Annotated in this window: 19 protein-coding genes; 10 read left to right on the top strand and 9 right to left on the bottom strand. The window is 64.7% G+C overall.

The genetic code is table 11. The features are described 5' to 3' along the window. The first annotated feature begins 95 nt into the window (after positions 1–95). The 7 genes from pyrE (at position 96) to HMPREF3097_RS01435 (ending at position 6,669) form a co-directional block, all read left to right on the top strand. On the top strand, positions 96–653 hold the full coding sequence (pyrE, locus tag HMPREF3097_RS01465; RefSeq protein WP_070760350.1) for an orotate phosphoribosyltransferase: 558 nt from the start codon (positions 96–98) through the stop codon (positions 651–653). Between the two features lie 58 nt (positions 654–711). Next, positions 712–1,581 (top strand): lysoplasmalogenase, encoded by an 870-nt coding sequence (locus HMPREF3097_RS01460; RefSeq protein WP_070760554.1) that lies wholly within the window; start codon positions 712–714, stop codon positions 1,579–1,581. Between the two features lie 26 nt (positions 1,582–1,607). After that, on the top strand, positions 1,608–2,312 hold the full coding sequence (locus HMPREF3097_RS01455) for a TrmH family RNA methyltransferase (RefSeq protein ID WP_070760552.1): 705 nt from the start codon (positions 1,608–1,610) through the stop codon (positions 2,310–2,312). A 49-nt stretch (positions 2,313–2,361) separates the two neighbouring features. Continuing rightward, positions 2,362–3,543 carry a glycoside hydrolase family 76 protein gene (locus HMPREF3097_RS01450; protein ID WP_070760348.1) on the top strand — a complete coding sequence of 394 codons (1,182 nt, stop codon included), beginning with the start codon at positions 2,362–2,364 and terminating at the stop codon, positions 3,541–3,543. Between the two features lie 190 nt (positions 3,544–3,733). Continuing rightward, a complete protein-coding gene (gene fbaA / locus HMPREF3097_RS01445) occupies positions 3,734–4,768 on the top strand; it encodes a class II fructose-bisphosphate aldolase (protein WP_070760347.1) in 1,035 nt (344 codons plus the stop codon). Between the two features lie 71 nt (positions 4,769–4,839). Beyond that, positions 4,840–5,301, top strand: coding sequence for a DUF3151 domain-containing protein (locus HMPREF3097_RS01440; protein WP_070760346.1), 462 nt, complete (start codon positions 4,840–4,842; stop codon positions 5,299–5,301). Between the two features lie 66 nt (positions 5,302–5,367). Then, entirely contained in the window at positions 5,368–6,669 is a 1,302-nt protein-coding gene (locus tag HMPREF3097_RS01435; RefSeq protein WP_070760344.1) for an FUSC family protein, read from the top strand. 12 nt (positions 6,670–6,681) lie between these two features. Here HMPREF3097_RS01435 and HMPREF3097_RS01430 read toward each other — a convergent pair whose 3' ends face one another. Then, a complete protein-coding gene (locus tag HMPREF3097_RS01430) occupies positions 6,682–7,560 on the bottom strand; it encodes a diacylglycerol kinase family protein (RefSeq protein WP_070760342.1) in 879 nt (292 codons plus the stop codon). A 103-nt stretch (positions 7,561–7,663) separates the two neighbouring features. Here HMPREF3097_RS01430 and HMPREF3097_RS01425 point away from each other — a divergent pair, with 103 nt between their 5' ends. Genes HMPREF3097_RS01425 through HMPREF3097_RS01415 form a run of 3 tightly spaced genes read left to right on the top strand, consistent with a single transcriptional unit; the run spans position 7,664 to position 10,826 of the window. Continuing rightward, on the top strand, positions 7,664–9,001 hold the full coding sequence (locus HMPREF3097_RS01425; RefSeq protein WP_070760338.1) for a sodium/glutamate symporter: 1,338 nt from the start codon (positions 7,664–7,666) through the stop codon (positions 8,999–9,001). Positions 9,002–9,052: 51 nt separating this feature from the next. Then, a complete protein-coding gene (locus HMPREF3097_RS01420) occupies positions 9,053–10,342 on the top strand; it encodes an adenylosuccinate synthase (RefSeq protein WP_012361015.1) in 1,290 nt (429 codons plus the stop codon). Further along, complete coding sequence (locus HMPREF3097_RS01415) at positions 10,323–10,826, top strand: hypothetical protein (RefSeq protein WP_246821169.1); 504 nt, start codon at positions 10,323–10,325, stop codon at positions 10,824–10,826. The genes HMPREF3097_RS01420 and HMPREF3097_RS01415 overlap by 20 nt, the downstream gene beginning before the upstream one ends. On the opposite strand, the gene HMPREF3097_RS01410 is transcribed toward HMPREF3097_RS01415, so the two are convergent. The 8 genes from HMPREF3097_RS01410 to HMPREF3097_RS01375 all read right to left on the bottom strand — a co-directional run bounded on the left by HMPREF3097_RS01410 (position 10,827) and on the right by HMPREF3097_RS01375 (position 17,134). Further along, positions 10,827–11,444 (bottom strand): CueP family metal-binding protein, encoded by a 618-nt coding sequence (locus HMPREF3097_RS01410; protein ID WP_070760336.1) that lies wholly within the window; start codon positions 11,442–11,444, stop codon positions 10,827–10,829. A 184-nt stretch (positions 11,445–11,628) separates the two neighbouring features. Continuing rightward, positions 11,629–12,513: an urease accessory protein UreD gene (locus HMPREF3097_RS01405; protein WP_070760334.1), complete on the bottom strand. Its 885-nt coding sequence runs from the start codon at positions 12,511–12,513 to the stop codon at positions 11,629–11,631. A 3-nt stretch (positions 12,514–12,516) separates the two neighbouring features. Next, entirely contained in the window at positions 12,517–13,134 is a 618-nt protein-coding gene (ureG, locus tag HMPREF3097_RS01400) for an urease accessory protein UreG (protein WP_012361011.1), read from the bottom strand. Positions 13,135–13,291: 157 nt separating this feature from the next. Beyond that, a complete protein-coding gene (locus HMPREF3097_RS01395) occupies positions 13,292–14,086 on the bottom strand; it encodes an urease accessory protein UreF (protein ID WP_070760332.1) in 795 nt (264 codons plus the stop codon). After that, a complete protein-coding gene (gene ureE, locus HMPREF3097_RS01390; RefSeq protein ID WP_070760331.1) occupies positions 14,067–14,543 on the bottom strand; it encodes an urease accessory protein UreE in 477 nt (158 codons plus the stop codon). The genes HMPREF3097_RS01395 and ureE overlap by 20 nt, the downstream gene beginning before the upstream one ends. Positions 14,544–14,689: 146 nt before the next feature. Then, positions 14,690–16,405, bottom strand: a complete 1,716-nt coding sequence (gene ureC / locus HMPREF3097_RS01385; RefSeq protein ID WP_070760329.1) for an urease subunit alpha — start codon at positions 16,403–16,405, stop codon at positions 14,690–14,692. Positions 16,406–16,459: 54 nt separating this feature from the next. Then, on the bottom strand, positions 16,460–16,771 hold the full coding sequence (locus HMPREF3097_RS01380; RefSeq protein WP_070759448.1) for an urease subunit beta: 312 nt from the start codon (positions 16,769–16,771) through the stop codon (positions 16,460–16,462). A gap of 60 nt (positions 16,772–16,831) precedes the next feature. Continuing rightward, complete coding sequence (locus tag HMPREF3097_RS01375) at positions 16,832–17,134, bottom strand: urease subunit gamma (RefSeq protein WP_015381961.1); 303 nt, start codon at positions 17,132–17,134, stop codon at positions 16,832–16,834. Positions 17,135–17,466 lie beyond the last annotated feature (332 nt).

The following is a 17,466-nucleotide window of genomic DNA, read 5'->3' as shown; positions in this document are numbered from 1 at the left end:
CTGAACGCGAGGCCCACTGGGTGGGTTTTGTTTTTCCTGCGGTAACTTAAAGAACAGCAAAGCTTTCATCCCCTCCTTCGGAAGGAACGCATCCCATGGCACAGGAAACCCCCTCCGTCGACCGCGCCGCCGCTGCGCGACTCGCAGAGCTCGTCAAGGAGCTCGCCGTCGTCCACGGTAAAGTCACCCTCTCCTCCGGCAAGGAGGCTGACTACTACGTCGACCTGCGCCGCGCCACCCTTCACGCGGAGGCCTCGAAACTCATCGGCCAGCTCCTGCGCCAGCTGACCAGCGACTGGGAGTACACCAACGTCGGCGGGCTGACCCTCGGCGCCGATCCGGTCGCCACCGCGATCATGCACGCCGGCGAGGGGGTCGATTCCTTCGTCGTCCGCAAGGAAGCTAAGAAGCATGGCATGCAGCGCCGCATCGAAGGCCCGGACATCGCAGGCAAGAACGTGCTCATCGTCGAGGACACCACGACCACCGGCAACTCCCCACTCACCGCCGTGGCTGCCGCCCGCGATGCCGGGGCGAACGTCGTCGGCGTGGCCACGGTCGTGGACCGCGACACCGGCGCCCGCGACGTCATCGAGGCAGAAGGCCTGGAATACCGCCCGCTGCTCGGCCTGGCTGATCTCGGCCTGAACTAGGCCTGCCCGCCGCCGCGGTGAAGCGATGGCCGCGCCGCGAACCCACAAGGAGACCCCGATGCGCAGCACCCTGACACAGAACCGAATCCTGAGCCACGTGCTGGAGCGAGCGGCCGAAGGCGCCCACGCCCTGCGCGCCGCCGCCCGCCACCCACACCCAGGGCGCATTGCCTACCTGGCGGCCGGTGCCGTCTCCGTCGCCGCCGCGGCCACGCGCTCGGATCGCATCACGCGTGCCGTGAAGCCAACACTCATGCCCCTGCTGGCGAGCACTGTGCTCGTGCCTGGCGCCACCGCAGATAGCCCGCGCTCCTGGCGCACCATCCGCACACCCAACGCGGACCAGGCGCTTCTACTCGCAGGTCTTGTGGGCGGTTGGCTGGGGGATATCACCCTGATGAATACCCAGTCTCGCAGCTCGGAGCCAGGTGAGCGGGCCACAAACCTCAACCGGGGTGCGGCGTGGTTCAGCGCCAACCAGCTGGCCTATATCTGGCTGCTCGCCAAGCGGGGCGCCCGGCCCTCCCCAATGGTCGCTGCAGCCCACCTACCGGCGCTGGCAACGGGGCTGGGGCTGGCCAGCTGGAAGCTGCCGAAGGCATTGCCCGCTGCTGGCGGCTACGGCTCCCTCCTGGGGGCAACCAACGTGCTGGCCCAGGACCCGTCTCTCCTTCGCAGCACGCCAGAGGAAACCCCGGAGGACTACGGCCACGCCCTCGGCGGAACGCTCTTCCTACTCTCCGACGCCCTGATCCTCAACCGCCTCACCCTGTTGAAGCACGCGCAGCGCCCCACCGCGCCAACGGCCCTCAAGATTATCGACGCGCTTACCGACGGCGCGGTCATGGCGACCTACGTCATTGCGCAGCTGCTGCTCGTCGACGGGATCAATGGCACCCTGCGTCAGAAGAAAGAAAAGACCGCGTAGTGAGCCACGAAGAAAAGCCGGACACCATGCACCCAGGCCATCAGCCGGCCCAGCAATCGGAAACCAACGGACACTCCGGAAAGGGACCGACCGAGTGGTTCGAGGCCCGCGTCGGCGTCGGCCCCTGGGAGCAGGAGTATCCGGGGGTGCCGCTGCCTACGGAAGAACACTTCGACCCGGAACTGCTCGCACACGGTGACCGCCGCAACGTCGTCGACGCCTACCGCTACTGGACGATGGACGCCATCGTCGCGGACATCGACTCCCGCCGCCACGAGCTGCACATCGCCATCGAAAACTTCGAGAACGACGCCAACATCGGCACCGTCGTCCGCACCGCCAACGCCTTCGCGGTGGATACGGTCCACATCGTCGGGCGCAAGCGCTGGAACCGACGGGGAGCGATGGTCACCGACCGCTACCAGCACCTCGAACACCACAAGACCGTCGCCGAGGTGCTGGAGTATGCGGCGGAGCGGGACCTGGCGGTCGTCGCCGTGGACAACACCCCCGGTTCCGTGCCCCTGGAAACTGCCGAGCTACCGCGCCGCTGCCTGCTGCTGTTTGGCCAAGAAGGGCCCGGCGTGACGGAGGAGGCGCAGCGCGGGGCGCGGATGACCGTCTCCATCGCGCAATTCGGATCCACCCGCTCGATCAACGCGGGCGTGGCGGCGGGGATCGCGATGCACGCCTGGGTCCGGCAGCACGCGGACCTCTCCCAGGCCTGGTAAAAGCTGCAAAACTTCGCGAAAATCGCCCGGATTGGGCAGACTTAAAGGCGTGCATGAACGTTGGGATCACCGGGCCGATCTGGCCCAGCAAGCAATCACGGACCGCCACGCCTCGAAAGTATGGGGTGTGCCGCGGACCAATCTTGCCGTGATCGCCTGGCCGCCCCTGGCGCGGGATAAGGCCTTTTACCGGTGGCACTACTGGTGGCAGGCCCACTACGTGGACTGCCAGGTGGACGCCACGCGCCGTCGCCCATCCAAGGCCCGCCAGCGCGAACTGCGGGCCACGCTGCGTGGCATGCGGCTGCGTAACCTCGCGCCGCTGACGCGGAATAACTACTACGACGACAAGGCCTGGCTTGCGCTGGCCTTGTGGCGTGCGGAGCAGTACACCAAGGTCAAGCGCGTCTCTGCCCGCAAGGACTTGGAGGAGAACATCCTGGAGGGCGTGGATTCGCTCACGGGGGTGCTGCCGTGGCGCAGCAACGAGACTTTCTACAACGTCCCCACCAACGGGCCGGTCGCGATCATGGCGGCCCGCACCGGGCGTCTCGACCTGGCTCGCCAGCTGGTCGACTGGATCTGGGAGAACATGATCAACGAGGACGGCCTGGTCATGGACGGGCTGTGGATGCGCATGAACGGCCCTGTCCCGGAGCCCACGATCCACAGCTACTGCCAGGGCGTTGCCCTCGGCGCCTGCGTCGAGCTGGCGGTCGCTGAGCGCGAGCAGGCCCGCGTTGGGGACGATGAGGTCTCCGAGGCCGGGATGGACTATATCTACCGCGCTTGCGGACTCATCGACGCGATCTCCGAGCACCTGACCAACTCCAACTACGTCATCACCGCGCCCACCGCTGGTGGCGACGGTGGCCTGTTCAACGGCATCCTCGTCCGTTACCTGGCGCTCGCGGCGGAGAAGCTGCCGGAGCTGGGGCCGCGCACGCGCAAGGCCCGCTCCCAGGCGCGCCGGATCGTGCTGCACTCCGCGGAGTCCGCCTGGCGCTACCGCCTGGAAGTCGATGGTCTGCCGGTGTTCCCGTCGCGGTGGGATCGGGACGCGACGTTGCCGCATTCCGGTGGCCTGGTTGGCGCGACGATCGCCGGGGCGGTGGCTAGTTCAGACATCGCCGAGCGCGATCTTTCGGTGCAGCTTTCCGGGTGGAAGCTGATGGAGGCTGCCGCGCGCATCACGGGGTTGGAGGCCGCCCAGCGCGAGCAGGGGAACTAGCGCGCCACCTTTTCGGGAATCCCTGGTCGCAAGGGTTCTTTGCCACCTGCCCGTGCTGCTTGCCCCCTCAAACGGGCGGGGACCGGCGGGGCTGCCGACGCGTAGAATGAAGTGCAGGCATAATTCAGGTGAGTAAATCATGCTGAGCGGGTGGCCCATGCCGCCCCGAAGCGGCACTTAGGAGGCATCAATGGCAATTGCAACCCCGGACGTCTACCGCGACATGCTGGACAAGGCTAAGGAGGGTGGCTTCGCGTACCCGGCGATTAACTGCACCTCCTCCGAGACCATCAACGCAGCCCTGAAGGGCTTCGCGGATGCCGAGTCCGACGGCATCATCCAGTTCTCCATCGGTGGCGCGGAGTTCGGTTCCGGCCTGAATGTGAAGAACATGGTGGCCGGTGCGGAGGCTCTCGCGGCATTCACCCACGAGGCCGCCAAGCACTACGGCGTGAACGTCGCCCTGCACACCGACCACTGCCAGAAGGAGAAGCTGGACACCTTCGTCCTGCCGCTGCTGGAGATCTCCCGCAAGCGCGTCGAGGCCGGTGAGAACCCGCTGTTCCAGTCCCACATGTGGGACGGCTCTGCCACCCCGATTGACGAGAACCTGCAGATCGCCAAGGACCTGCTCGACAAGTCCGTCGCCGCAAACATCGTCCTCGAGGTTGAGATCGGCGTCGTCGGTGGCGAGGAGGACGGTGTCTCCGCCGACCCGAACGCAAACCTCTACACCACCGAAGAGGACTTCGAGAAGACCATCGACGTCCTCGGCCTGGGGGATAAGGGCCGCTACCTGCTGGCCGCAACCTTCGGCAACGTCCACGGCATCTACAAGCCGGGCAACGTGAAGCTGCGCCCGGAGGTCCTGGACATGGGCCAGAAGGTCGCGGAGAAGAAGCTGGGCCTGGCTGAGGGGGCCAACCCATTCGACTTCGTCTTCCACGGTGGCTCCGGCTCCGAGAAGGAGAAGATCGAGGAGTCCCTGCGCTACGGCGTCATCAAGATGAACATCGACACCGACACGCAGTACTCCTTCACCAACCCGGTCGCGCGCCACATGTTCGAAAACTACGACGGCGTGTTCAAGATCGACGGCGAGGTCGGCAACAAGAAGGTCTTCGACCCGCGCTCCTACCTGCGCAAGGCCGAGCAGGCGATGTCCGAGCGCGTCGTCGAGGCCTGCCAGGACCTGCGCTCCGCAGGCAACACGCTGGGCAAGTAACACCCGCTTCAGGTGGCGCGGGTAGTGAATGCTCCCGCGCCGATGCAATAACTGATCAGGAGGAACGACCAATGGCTGAACAACTGCGTACCGGCCGTGATCTCTTCGGTGCCGAGCACCCCGAGGTTCGCCTGCCGGAGGAACTGACCAGCGCCGTCACCGCCGATGACGCGGGCGCGGACCTGGACTCGCTGGCGAAGATCGCGAAAGCCAACCCGAAGGACTCCGGTGCGTGGGCCGCGCTGGCCTTCCGCCTGATCGAGGCCGACGAGCCGGTCACCGCCTACGCCTGCGCCCGCACCGGCTACCACCGGGGCCTGGATGCGCTGCGCGGCAACGGCTGGCGGGGCACCGGCCCAGTGCCGTGGAATCACGTCCCCAACCAGGGCGTTCTCCGCGCGATCGGCGCGCTCGTCGTCGCCGCGAAGCGCATCAACGAGGACGACGAGGTCATCCGCTGCCTCAACCTGCTCAACGACTGCGACCCCGCAGCCGTGCCGGCGATGAACCTCGAGGACGTCGACAAGCTGTAAGGCGGGCCCTCTAGCTCTCAGCCCTTCGTGCCCGGGGCCACAGGCGGACGTGGCACACTGAAGGGCATGAGCACGCATCGGCCGAAAGATATCCCGCTGGGGGAGGACCTGGGCGAAATCCTCGATAAAGAGGAGGCCCAGTCCCGCCCCGCGCGAGCCCGGCTGCGTGCCCTGATCCGCCGCCGGCCGGGCATCGCGGCCGCGGCGCGCAGCATCCGAGACATTGCACCGAAGCAGCGCCTAGCGCGCGTGCAGGTCTCCATCATCTTCGCCTTCCAGTGCGCGCTCGCCGCCGCGCTGGCGTATTTCATTGCGATCGAGGTTTTCGGCCACCACAACCCGTTCTTCGCCCCGATGGCGGGCATCATCACCCTGGGGGTCAACGGGGGCAAGCGCCTGCGCCGCGCCTTCGAACTGGTGCTGGGGGTCAGCCTCGGCGTGGGCATCGGCGACCTCGTGATCCGGGAGATTGGTGCTGGTTATTGGCAGATCGCCGTGGTGGTCTTCACCGGCATCGTTATCGCTAGCTTCGTCGACCGCAGTCCGATGGTCGCGATGCAGGCTGCCAATACCGGGGTGCTGATCGCCACCTTGTTGCCTCCCGGCTCCGGGGGTTCTACCGACCGCATGGTCGACGCCCTGATCGGCGGGGTGATCGGCATGCTCGTCATGGCTATCGTTCCCCGCTCTCCGCTGCGCGCCGCCCGCCGTGACCTGTCCTCCCTGATCTCCAAGTCCGCGCTCGTCCTCGATGAGGTTGCGGCGGCGATGGAGCTCGGCGACGGCGACGCCCTCGCTGAGGCGCTAGAGACCGCGCGCGGCACCCAATCCACGGTGAACTCCCTGATGGCGGAGTCTAAGGGTGGAGACGAGATCGTCACCATCTCTCCGCTCTACTGGTCCGCCCGGCGCCACTCCCGCTCCATGCAGCGGGCGCTCCTGCCGGTGGATAACCTGGTCCGCAACATCCGGGTTCTCGCCCGCCGGGCGGAGATCATGGTGGAGGATGGCGAGCCGGTGTCGGAGGAGCTCGTGGAGGTCGTCCGTGACCTCTCCGACGCACTCGGCCACCTGGGCGCGCTGTACACGATGGGTGGCACCCGTGGCAGCCGCCAGGAGCTGGTGGAGATCCCGGAAGTGATCCGTGCGCTGCAGAAGCTCGCTTCGGAGGCCAAGCCGGAGATCATTCCAAACCAGGGGCTCTCAGGTCTGGTGATCGTGGCGCAGGTGCGCTCCGCGATCGTGGATGCGCTGATGGTCTGCGGCTACTCCCGCCCCTCCGCGATGGCCTCTCTGGCGCCCACGGTGAAGAATCCGTGGCACCCGCCGGAGGTCTGGGGCGAGGACCCAGATTTCGACGAGGACTGATCGCCACCGCTGCTAGCGGCGGATGAACTGCCCGTCGCGCAGGTGCCGGTAGAAGGTCACGGCCTTCAGTGGCCGCGGGTGCGTGACCGTATCGCGGGTGACCGTCATCTCCCGGGCGCCGGCCTGCAGCGCCCGGCCCTTCAAGATCGTGGGCTCGGCCGGCGGTCGGAAGCCCGCGGTAAACCTCGCCCACCAGCCACCCGAACGGGCCTTTTCCAGGTGCTTGACCTGCTCCGGGCTCGGCAGCTGCACTGCGGCGATCCCCGGCGCCGACGGGGTCGGCACCAGCCGGACCCCGTGGGTGAAGTCCCCGCGTGCCCCGCGGTCGTGGTGGTAGAGCGTGTCGGAGTCCACGATGACCTCCCCGAAAAGCTCCCCGCCCTCCGGCCCGGTCAGCTCCGCGCTGCCCAGCACCACGATGGAGTGGTCGTCGCGGATGACGGGCGTGGGGACCGGCGGGGCGGTGAGCGCGAACTCCAGTGCTGCGCCCGGTTCCTCGGGCAGTCCCCAGCTGTGTGCGATGTCGCTCTCCCCGCCGGTGGGGACGAAGGCCAGTTGGGCCCACAGCGCGTCGATGCGCATGAGCTTGGAGGCCACGGCGGCCACGGTGGCGTCCTCACCGATGACGACCACCCGCACCGGCTCACTGGTCACGTGCGGGGCGGGCTGCGGCTCGCCCTGGTGGGGCACGTCCGGTTGGGCCGCGATCTCGTCGAGCGTGGGGGTGGGCTCGGTGACCAGGCTCGGCAGCGGGTTCAGAACCTTCAGCTCGCGGCGGGTCGGGATCGTGGAGACCTCGTGAAACTCCAGCTTCTCCGGGCTCTCGCCGACGGCAGCGCGGACGTCCTGGTCCGTGAAGTTGGATTCTGGAGTGAGCAACACGACTATCATGGCGTTTAGCTTAACCCGGGTGGCCACCACCGCGAGAGAGTGAGCCAAACGCGATGACAGCCGCCCGTGAGAACCCGTAAGAGAAGAAAGGTGATTTATTCACGTGGATGGCTTCACACCCTTCGACGTCGTGATGGATATCGGCTGGATTTCGGTGCTGCTCATCGTAGGCAACCTCATGCGGCGCTTCATTCCCTGGTTCCAGAAACTCTTGATCCCCGCCCCGATCACAGCGGGTCTGCTGGGTCTGCTGCTGGGGCCCAACGGGTTGGGGCTGATCCAGTTCAGCGAGCACTTCGGGGACTATGCGACCATCCTCATCGCCGTCGTCTTCGGTGCGCTGCCGTTCACGATGAATTTCGACGCCAAGGTGCGCCAGGGCGCGCGCACGATGTGGTCCTACTCCGTGGGCATGTACCTGGCGCAGTGGGGCTTCTTCGCACTGTTGGGTGTGCTGCTGTTCGCCCCACTGTTTGGGACGCCAGACTGGTTCGGCATCATGCTGCCCGTCGGCTTCGTCGGTGGTTTCGGCGTCGCGGCCGCGGTTGGTGGCGCGCTGGACTCCGCGGGCATGACTGAGGCCACGAGCCTGGGCTTCACCGCCGCTGCGGTGGGCATGTTCTCCGCGATCATTGGTGGTGTGATCTTCGCCCGGTGGGGTTCGAAGCGGGGCCACACCAATGAGCTGCCTCGCCTGGACCAGCTGCCGGAGGATATGCGCACCGGCATTATTTCCCTGCCCGGTCAGCGACCGAGCGTGGGGCGGGCGACCACGAGCCCATCCTCGATTGAGCCGATCGCGCTGCACATCGCGGTGCTGACCGTGACGATCTTCCTGGCGAATATCCTGACCAACTGGGTCAACGAGACCTTCCCGGCCTTGAGCTTCCCGCTGTTCGCGATGGCCTTCCTCGTGGGCCTGGCCGGAGTGGGTGCGCTGCACCTGCTCAAGGCTCCACACTATCTGGACACGAAGCTGATGGGCTCAGTCTCGGGTGCGTCGACGGACTTCCTGGTGGCGGTGGGTATCGCGTCCATCATCCCGGCGGTGGTTGCGAGCTACATCGTCCCGCTGATCATCCTGTTCCTGGTGGGGCTGGCGTTCTGCCTGTTCCTCTTCTTCTACATTGCACCCCGCACCTTCGACCACGGCTGGTTCGAACGCGCGGTGTTCGGCTGGGGCTGGGCCACCGCCTCGGTGGCCACGGGTATTGCCGTGCTGAAGATCGTCGACCCGGAGATGCGCTCCGGAACCCTCGAAGAGTTCGGTATGGCCTACGTGGGCTTCGCCCCCTTCGAGATCGCTGCGGCGATCCTCGCACCCATCGCGATCATCGCGGGGCTGGTGTGGCTCTTCGGCGGAGTCGCCCTCATCGCCGGGCTGGTGATGCTGATCCCGCCGATCATCGCGCTGAAGAAGAGTCGGGCTGCGACCTCGTAGTATGATCTTTAAGTTGGACTACCCCCAATAAGCGAGGACAAGAGAAGTCAAATGGCAGCAATCATCGTTGTCGGTGCCCAGTGGGGCGATGAGGGCAAGGGTAAGGCGACGGACATCCTGGGTGGCCAGGTCGATTACGTCGTGAAGCCCAACGGCGGTAACAACGCCGGCCACACCGTCGTCGTGGGAGGGGAGAAGTATGAGCTGAAGCTCCTGCCAGCCGGCATCCTCTCCGACAATGCGACCTCCATCATTGGCAATGGCTGCGTGGTGAACCTGGAGGCCCTGTTCGAGGAGATCGACGGCCTTCAGGCCCGCGGTGCGGACACCTCTCACCTGCGTGTTTCCGCCAACGCTCAGCTCGTCGCCCCGTACCACGTGGCGATCGACCGCGTCTCCGAGCGTTTCCTCGGCAAGCGCGCCATCGGCACCACCGGCCGCGGCATCGGCCCGACCTACCAGGACAAGGTCGGCCGCGTCGGCATCCGCGCCCAGGACCTGCTGGACGAGTCCATCCTGCGCCAGAAGATCGAATCCGCGCTGGATAAGAAGAACCAGATGCTGGTGAAGATGTACAACCGCCGCGCGATTGAGCCGGAGGAGGTCGTGCAGTACTTCCTGTCCTACGCGGACCGCCTGGCTCCGATGCTCATCGATTCTTCGAAGGTCCTCAACGAGGCCCTGGATCGCGGCGAGCGCGTGCTGATGGAGGGTGGCCAGGCCACCATGCTGGACGTGGACCACGGCACCTACCCGTTCGTGACCTCCTCCAACCCGACCACCGGTGGCGCCTGCGTGGGCTCGGGCGTGGGGCCGACCCGCATCACCAGCTCCCTGGGCATCATCAAGGCCTACACCACCCGCGTTGGTGCCGGCCCGTTCCCGACGGAGCTCTTCGACAAGTGGGGCGAGTACCTGCAGACCACCGGTGGCGAGGTCGGCGTGAACACCGGCCGCCCGCGCCGTTGCGGTTGGTACGACTCCGTCATCGCGCGCTACGCCTCCCGCGTCAACGGCTTCACGGACTACTTCCTGACGAAGCTGGACGTCCTGACCGGCATCGGTGAGATCCCGATCTGCGTGGCCTACGACGTCGACGGTGTCCGCCACGACGAGATGCCGATGACCCAGACCGAGTTCCACCACGCCACCCCGATCTACGAGACGATGCCGGCGTGGGACGAGGACATCACCGGCTGCCGCACCTTCGAGGAGCTGCCGGAGAAGGCGCAGGACTACGTCAAGCGCCTGGAGGAGCTCTCGGGCTGCCGTATGTCCTACATCGGTGTGGGCCCGGGTCGCGATCAGACCATCGTGATCAATGACATCCTCAAGGACTAACGGAGAGCACGAGCCGGGCGAGGGGTCGGGCAGCGCGCTGGGAGAGGCTCCTACGGGAGAACGCGGCGGCGAGCCCGTCGGCAATCCCAGCCGGGAGACCGACTGGGTCTTCGCCGCCTCTAATGGCTTCGCCCACCGGGTGGGGGATCCCGAGGAGCTGCACCAGCTGCTGGCTGCCGCGCTTCAGGCGCCCCCGGCGGCCTGCCTGGAGTGGATCCAAGTGCAGCACGCGGTAGAAACGCACGTCTACGTGGCCTTCGACGCCATGGACGGCACGGACGCCGCGACCGTCACCGACGGCGCCACCGATGCCGCGGATCCCGTCGCGACCGACGCCGCCACTGACCCCGCCACAGGCACCGATTCCGGGCAGCAAAAATGGCGGGTCAGCGCCGATGAATCGACTCGACCCGCCATGGGTAAGGCCGCCGGTGCCGTGCTGACCCCGGATGAGGCCACGCAGCTCGCCCGGCGGCTGCTCTAGTTAGCTCAGCTTGAGATCAGTGACACACGTGGCGCCGTTTGCCTTGGTTGAAAAATCGGCGCTGCCGGTTTTGCCCTCGTGGGTGACCTCAATCTTGCCTTCGATATTCCGCGGCAGCCATACGCCGTAGAAACCGTTATCGAAGGTCTTTACGCGCTCGTCGACCAGTACTCGGTTCGAGCCTGATTCCGTAATTTTGATGTGGATCGGTGTGTTACGCATTTCCCCCTGGCACGTTGTCAGGCTGTGGAACGTGCAGGGGTGAGTGCTATCAACGTAGGGCGCGAAGGACACGTACGTCTTGTCTTTGGGCATATCCATAGCGGCGCTGCCCTCGTTGGTGCTCAGTTCCAGCTGATCGATGCGTACGGAGGCTATGAGGTCCTTCGGCCGTTCGTTTACCGGCATCTGATCCAGGGCATCGACCACATCGTCGACGTTGCGATCCTCCAAGGAATATGGGGCGAGGATGTCCGCAGGGGTCATCTGGGAGTTTTCCTGGCTCTGGGTTTCGACGGCGCTCGTCGCAGTATCAGTCGACGGGTCGCCACTGGAAGCACATCCGGCGAGCCCGAGTGTTACGGCAGCGAGGAGGAAGGGGAGCTGGGTTTTGCGCACGTTTAACGCGGACCTCGTTCTTCAACTGAGTGGGTGATGGAACGTGTCCAGCATGGCACAATGCCGGGGCAAAATGCCCCGGCATTGGCGTGGAGTCCTCTGTGAATCCGTTGATAGCAGCCGGAACTTGAATTGCAAAGAGCCTTGTGTGCTCTAGATGCAGTTTGCCCGGCGGCTGCTCTAACTAGTACTTGCGCAGGTGCAGCCGCGGCTGGTTGCGGAACTTCGCGCGGAGGAAGTTAGCGACCTCCGTGTTCAGCAGGTACAGATCCTCCGTGAGCGTGCCGAGGGAGCGCAGCGCGAGCCCCGGCCCGTCGATGAGGGTGATCCCGAAGCGCACGGTCTCCTTGAACTCCACGCCCGTGAGGTATTCCCGCAGCTCGTCGAGCAGCGCGGCGTCGATGCGACGGTCCACGGCCAGTAGGGAGCCCACGTGGGTCTGATCCTCCATGTAGAGGATGGAGTCCTCGGTGAACTCGCTGGAGCCCGGCAGGATCAGCAGGTTATCCAGCACTGCCAGCTTGCCATCCACCTCGACGGTGGTGTGCAGGCGCACGTCCTGGAACTTAAAACGGGTGCCGTCCGGGGACCAGCCCGGTGTGACGATCTCCGCGGTGACCAGGGAGGCGCTGGAGTCCATCTGCACGTTCATGAACTGCGCATAGGAGGCGTCCTCGTAGGCGATCAGCTGGTCGGGCAGGTACTCGAAGACGGCGTCCTCGCCCAGCACGACGTGGACGTCCTGCAGGGAGCGGTCTTCCGGCGTCTTGTAGATCTTCGTCGCGGACTGGTCGCTCAGCAGCAGGCTCGCGCCCTCGTCCACGCGGACGGTGATGTGGTAGTCATCGCCGCGCAGGTAGCCGCCACCCGGGTTGACGATCTGGTAGTAGACCTGGCCGGAATCGTCGAGGTAGTGGGGGCGGATGACGCGCAGGGCGTTGTGGTAGTACTGCCGCTTCGAGTAGGACTTACCGTCCCGCTGTGCGATGTGCAGGTCGAGCCTGCCGATGGGGTCGCGCAGCGAGTGATACCGCTTTGGTGGGGTGTCGATGAACGGGGAGGCTTTCACGGATTAGCTCTCCGCCAGGTCGCTCATCAGGACGTCTTCGCGGATCCAGCGCAGAACGCCGTCCAGGCCCTCGTCGGTCTTCAGGTTGGTCATGACGAAAGGCTTCTCGCCGCGGAAGTTCTTGGAGTCGGCCTCCATGACGGACAGGTCGGCGCCGACGTAGGGTGCCAGGTCCGTCTTGTTGATGACGAAGAGGTCGGACTTGATCATGCCCTGACCAGCCTTGCGCGGGATCTTCTCGCCCTGCGCGACGTCGATGATGTAGATGGAGAAGTCGACGAGCTCCGGGGAGAAGGTTGCGGAGAGGTTATCGCCGCCGGACTCGACGAAGACGATGTCCAGGTTCGGGTGGCGCTTGACGATCTCCTCGTAGGCCGCGTCGTTCATGGACGTGTCCTCACGGATAGCGGTGTGTGGGCAGCCACCGGTCTCGACACCGATGATGCGGTCCTCGTCCAGCACGGAGTTGCGGGCCAGGATCTTCGCATCCTCGAGGGTGTAAATATCGTTCGTGATCGCGGCCATCTCGATCTCGCCGTCGAGGGCGCGGGTGATGCGCTCGATGAGTTCGGTCTTGCCGGAGCCGACCGGGCCGCCGATACCAATCTTGATAGGTGCCATGACTGTCTAGGCCTTCTTTCTTGTCTTCTTTTCTTCTCTAATATTTTCAGCGCGCCGCTGGTCTTGGGTATTCCCCAGCTAGGGGAGCAGCGGGGCGCGGTGCCCTTGTGTCCCGCCAGAGGGCCCTTGGACGACCGGCGGGCACGTGCCCCAAGGGCTAGGACATAAACATGCGGGAACGGTGCGTCTCGTGCTGGATCTGCGCGATCTCCAGCCCGGGGGAGGACATACCCAGGTCGATCATCCCCAGGGTCTGGATCTTCTCCGCAGTGCGGTTGATCACCGGGTACATCGCGGAGAGCACGCGCTGGCCGGCGTCCTGACCGATCGGGATGCCACGGATGCCGTTCTGCGTCAGCGAGACGGTCAGCTGCATGAGGTAGCTGCGCACCGCCTCGACGATGTCCAGACCCAGTACACCGAGCGCAAGCCCGTGCACGGTGGCGGGACTGCCGTGCAGCTCACCCTCGCGGACGTCCTTGCAGTAGCGCTGCAGGATCGGGGACTCCGGCACCGCGACGGGGCCGATCTTGGCCATGCGCGTGCCCATCGAGGAGTTCGCGTCGCGGACCTGGCGTGGCACGAGGGAGACGTGCGCGAGCTGGTCCAGCTCAGCCAGGCGCGCGTAGGCGGTGTCCTCGTCGATGTCCTTGGTCTTGACCTGCGCGCCGACCTCTGCGGCGTAGCGGCAGATCAGGCCGTCGTTATACGCGGCCTGGCGGAGGTAGGCCCGCAACCAGGTCGCGAAGGTCTCCGGGTCGTGGACATCATCGCGCTGCAGGTAGGTCTCCATGCCGTAGGAGTGGCTGAAGCCACCGGTGGGCAGCGCGGAGTCCGTGAAGTGCAGCATCGCGAGCTGCGCGCGCACCGCGGAGGGGACGTGCTGGGGGCCGGTTTCGGCCTGCTCGGCCTTCTTTCCGTTCTTCTTGCTCTTAGTGGGAGTGTTCTGCATGGCGGAATGCCTCCGGCATAACTCGGTCTTCGCGCGTGTACTGCGCGTCGACGTGCTTGAGGTGGTCCTCGACCGTGTGGTCGTACTGGAGCACCATGACGGTCTCGCCGTATTCGGAATCCTCACCGAAGAACTGGGCCTGGAGGTGGCGGTTGCCCAGGGAGTGGGCGACCTTGCCCATCTCCAGGGTGTTGCGCGGGCGGTAGACCAGGACGTCGGTCGGCAGTACCTCGACGGTGATCAGCAGGCCGTCGTTCTGGTACAGGATGTCGCCGTCCTTGAGCTCCTTGACCTCCGACGGCAGGCGGAGGCCGATCTCGCGGTCAGCGTCGGTGGTGACGCGCTGGATGCGCTTGACCAGGTCGAGGTTCGGCAGCTTGACCTTTTCCTCGGTGTACTGGCCGATCTCATCGGTGGAGAGCTGTGCGCGGTTCCCCAGAATCTCGGTGATAATCATTTCCGGCTCCTAATAAATGACGTTGCTCAATTGACTGCGTGTTTATTTGCGCAGCCTCAAGTCTAACGAAAAAGAATGCACCGCAATGGCGGCAAAAGCCGCCGGTCGCGGTGCATTAGATCACAGAAGCAATACTGCCTTTGGCTTTAGAAGAGGAAGAACTTCTGGCCCATTGGCAGGGTCTCGGTCGGCTTGGAGCCCTCGACGAGCTCGCCGTCCAGACGAACCTGGTAGGTCTGCGGATCCACCTCGATCTTCGGGGTGGCTGCGTTGTGCTTCAGATCCTTCTTGGTGACCTCGCGCATGTCGCGCGCCTCGAGCAGCGCACGACCGCCACGCAGCTTGTCTTCGACGCCGGACTGCAGTGCAACACCCGGAACGAAGGTTACCGCGGAAGTCTCGGCGGCTGCGCCGGTAGCACCCCAGTTGCGACGGTAGGTCACCGGCTGCGGGGTCGGGATGGAACCGTTGGAGTCGCCCATCTCGGAGTATGCAGCCTGGCCGGACTTCAGGACCACCTTCGGCTTCACGCCGAAGAAGCGCGGCTCCCAGAGCACCAGGTCAGCCATCTTGCCGACCTCCACGGAACCAACGAGGTGGCTAATGCCGTGAGCGATGGCCGGGTTGATGGTGTACTTGGAGACGTAGCGCTTGATGCGGTTGTTGTCGTTGCCCTCGGAGTCGCCCTCCAGTGGACCGCGCTGCTGCTTGTTGATGTGTGCGACCTGCCAGGTGCGCAGGACGACCTCACCGACGCGGCCCATGGCCTGGGAGTCGGAGGAGGTAATGGAGAACACACCGAGGTCGTGCAGCACGTCCTCAACACCAATCGTCTCGCCGCGAATACGGGAGTCCGCGAACGCGACATCCTCCGGGATGTCCTTGTTCAGGTGGTGGCAAACCATGAGCATGTCGAGGTGCTCATCGACGGTGTTCTTGGTGAACGGCAGAGTCGGGTTGGTCGACGCTGGAATCACGTTCTCCTCGCCAGCGATGGCGATGATGTCCGGAGCGTGGCCACCGCCAGCACCCTCGGTGTGGAAGGTGTGGATCGTGCGGTGGTCGATGGCCTTAATCGTGTCCTCGAGGTAACCGTACTCGTTCAGCGTATCCGTGTGGATAGCGATCTGGACGTCCAGCTCATCGGCAACCTGCAGCGAGGTGTCGATGGCGGAGCGGGTAGCCCCCCAGTCCTCGTGGATCTTCAGCCCGATGGCGCCGGCGCGGATCTGGGCCTTCAGGGGGCCTGGAACTGCCGCGTGTCCCTTGCCGAGGAGGCCGATGTTCACCGGTGCGTCGGAGGTGGCCTCGATCATGCGGTGGATGTGCCACTCGCCCGGGGTGATGGTCGTGGCCTTGGTGCCATCAGCCGGGCCGGTGCCACCGCCGATGAAAGTGGTGGTGCCGTTCGACAGTGCAGTGTCGAACTGATCCGGGGAGATCATGTGAATGTGGGTATCGATCGCGCCCGCGGTCACGATGGTGTGTTCACCGGCGTAGGCCTCGGTGTTGACGCCGACCGGGATGTCGATATCGTCCTGGATGTCCGGGTTGCCTGCGCGACCGATGCCGACGATCAGGCCGTCGCGGATACCGATGTCGGCCTTAAAGATGCCGGAGTGGTCGACGATGATCGCGTTGGTGATGACGGTGTCCACGACACCCTCGTCGCGGGTCATGCGGGCGTTCATGCCCATGCCCTCGCGGATCACCTTGCCGCCACCGAAGCCAACCTCGTCGCCCTTAGCGGTGAGGTCCTTTTCGATGCGCAGAACCAGGTCGGTATCAGCAAGACGAATGCCGTCACCCGTGGTCGGGCCGTACAGCTCCCCGTACTGCTGACGAGAAATCTCGTAAGCCATGAATGCTCTCCTTAGGAGTGAAGTGTGAGAAGTTGTTCGCTGTTTTTAAACGGCTTAGTCCAGCGGGCCGTTGACCTGCTGGTTGAAGCCATAGGCCTGACGGTGGCCACCGAAGTCCACCAGGTCCACGGTGCGCTTGTCGCCTGGCTCGAGGCGGACAGCGGTGCCAGCGGGGATGTCGAGGCGCTTGCCGTAGGCAGCGTCGCGGTCGAACTCCACAGCCTTGTTGATCTCGTAGAAGTGGAAGTGGGATCCGATCTGGATCGGGCGGTCGCCGGTGTTGGTGACCTCGATGGTCGTGGTCTCGCGACCCTCGTTCAGAATGATCGGCTCGTCGCCGATGAAGTACTCACCGGAAATGGTCATTGAGAAAATCCTCTCGAAGCGTGCCGGTTGCGTGGCCAAACGTGAAGGTTTGGGCGCTACTTAGCGGATCGGGTTGTGGACAGTGACAAGCTTCGTGCCGTCCGGGAAGGTGGTCTCCACCTGGACGTCGGAAATCATCTCCGGGACGCCTTCCATGACGTCGTCGCGAGTCAGGTACTGCTGGCCTTCGCTCATGAGCTCGGCGACGGTCTTGCCGTCACGCGCGCCCTCCATGAGCTCGGCGGTGATGTACGCGACCGCCTCTGGGTGGTTCAGCTTAACGCCGCGCTCCTTGCGGCGACGCGCCACGTCGGCGGCGACAACAATGAGAAGCTTCTCCTGCTCTCGTGCTGTGAGGTGCATGTCTCTCCTGTGGTCAAAGAATGATTGGGTGAACCCTTATTAGCTCACCGCTCTGCCGATTAATGCCTATTGCTAATCATTAATGCGGCAGGAGCCATGACACCCAGAAGTCTACCAGTTTTAAGGAGGGGGTAAGGGGGTGATGTGAAGCACTAAAGTAATGGTCAAACACCTAAAAGACAGTTCGTGTAATGGGGATGTTGAAATGTGATTAAGGCCATTAGTTTCTTGATGGTGATTGATATCACCAAATACATTCCTTGCTTTGGAATAGGTAATTCAAGCAATAAATAAAGGCCGACGCGGACGTATCCGCGCCGGCCTAGCCGGAA

Source organism: Corynebacterium sp. HMSC27B11 (genome assembly GCF_001815985.1).
Lineage (GTDB): Bacteria > Actinomycetota > Actinomycetes > Mycobacteriales > Mycobacteriaceae > Corynebacterium.
Note: the sequence above shows the minus strand (reverse complement) of the source record. Positions and strands in the feature narration are given on the sequence as shown.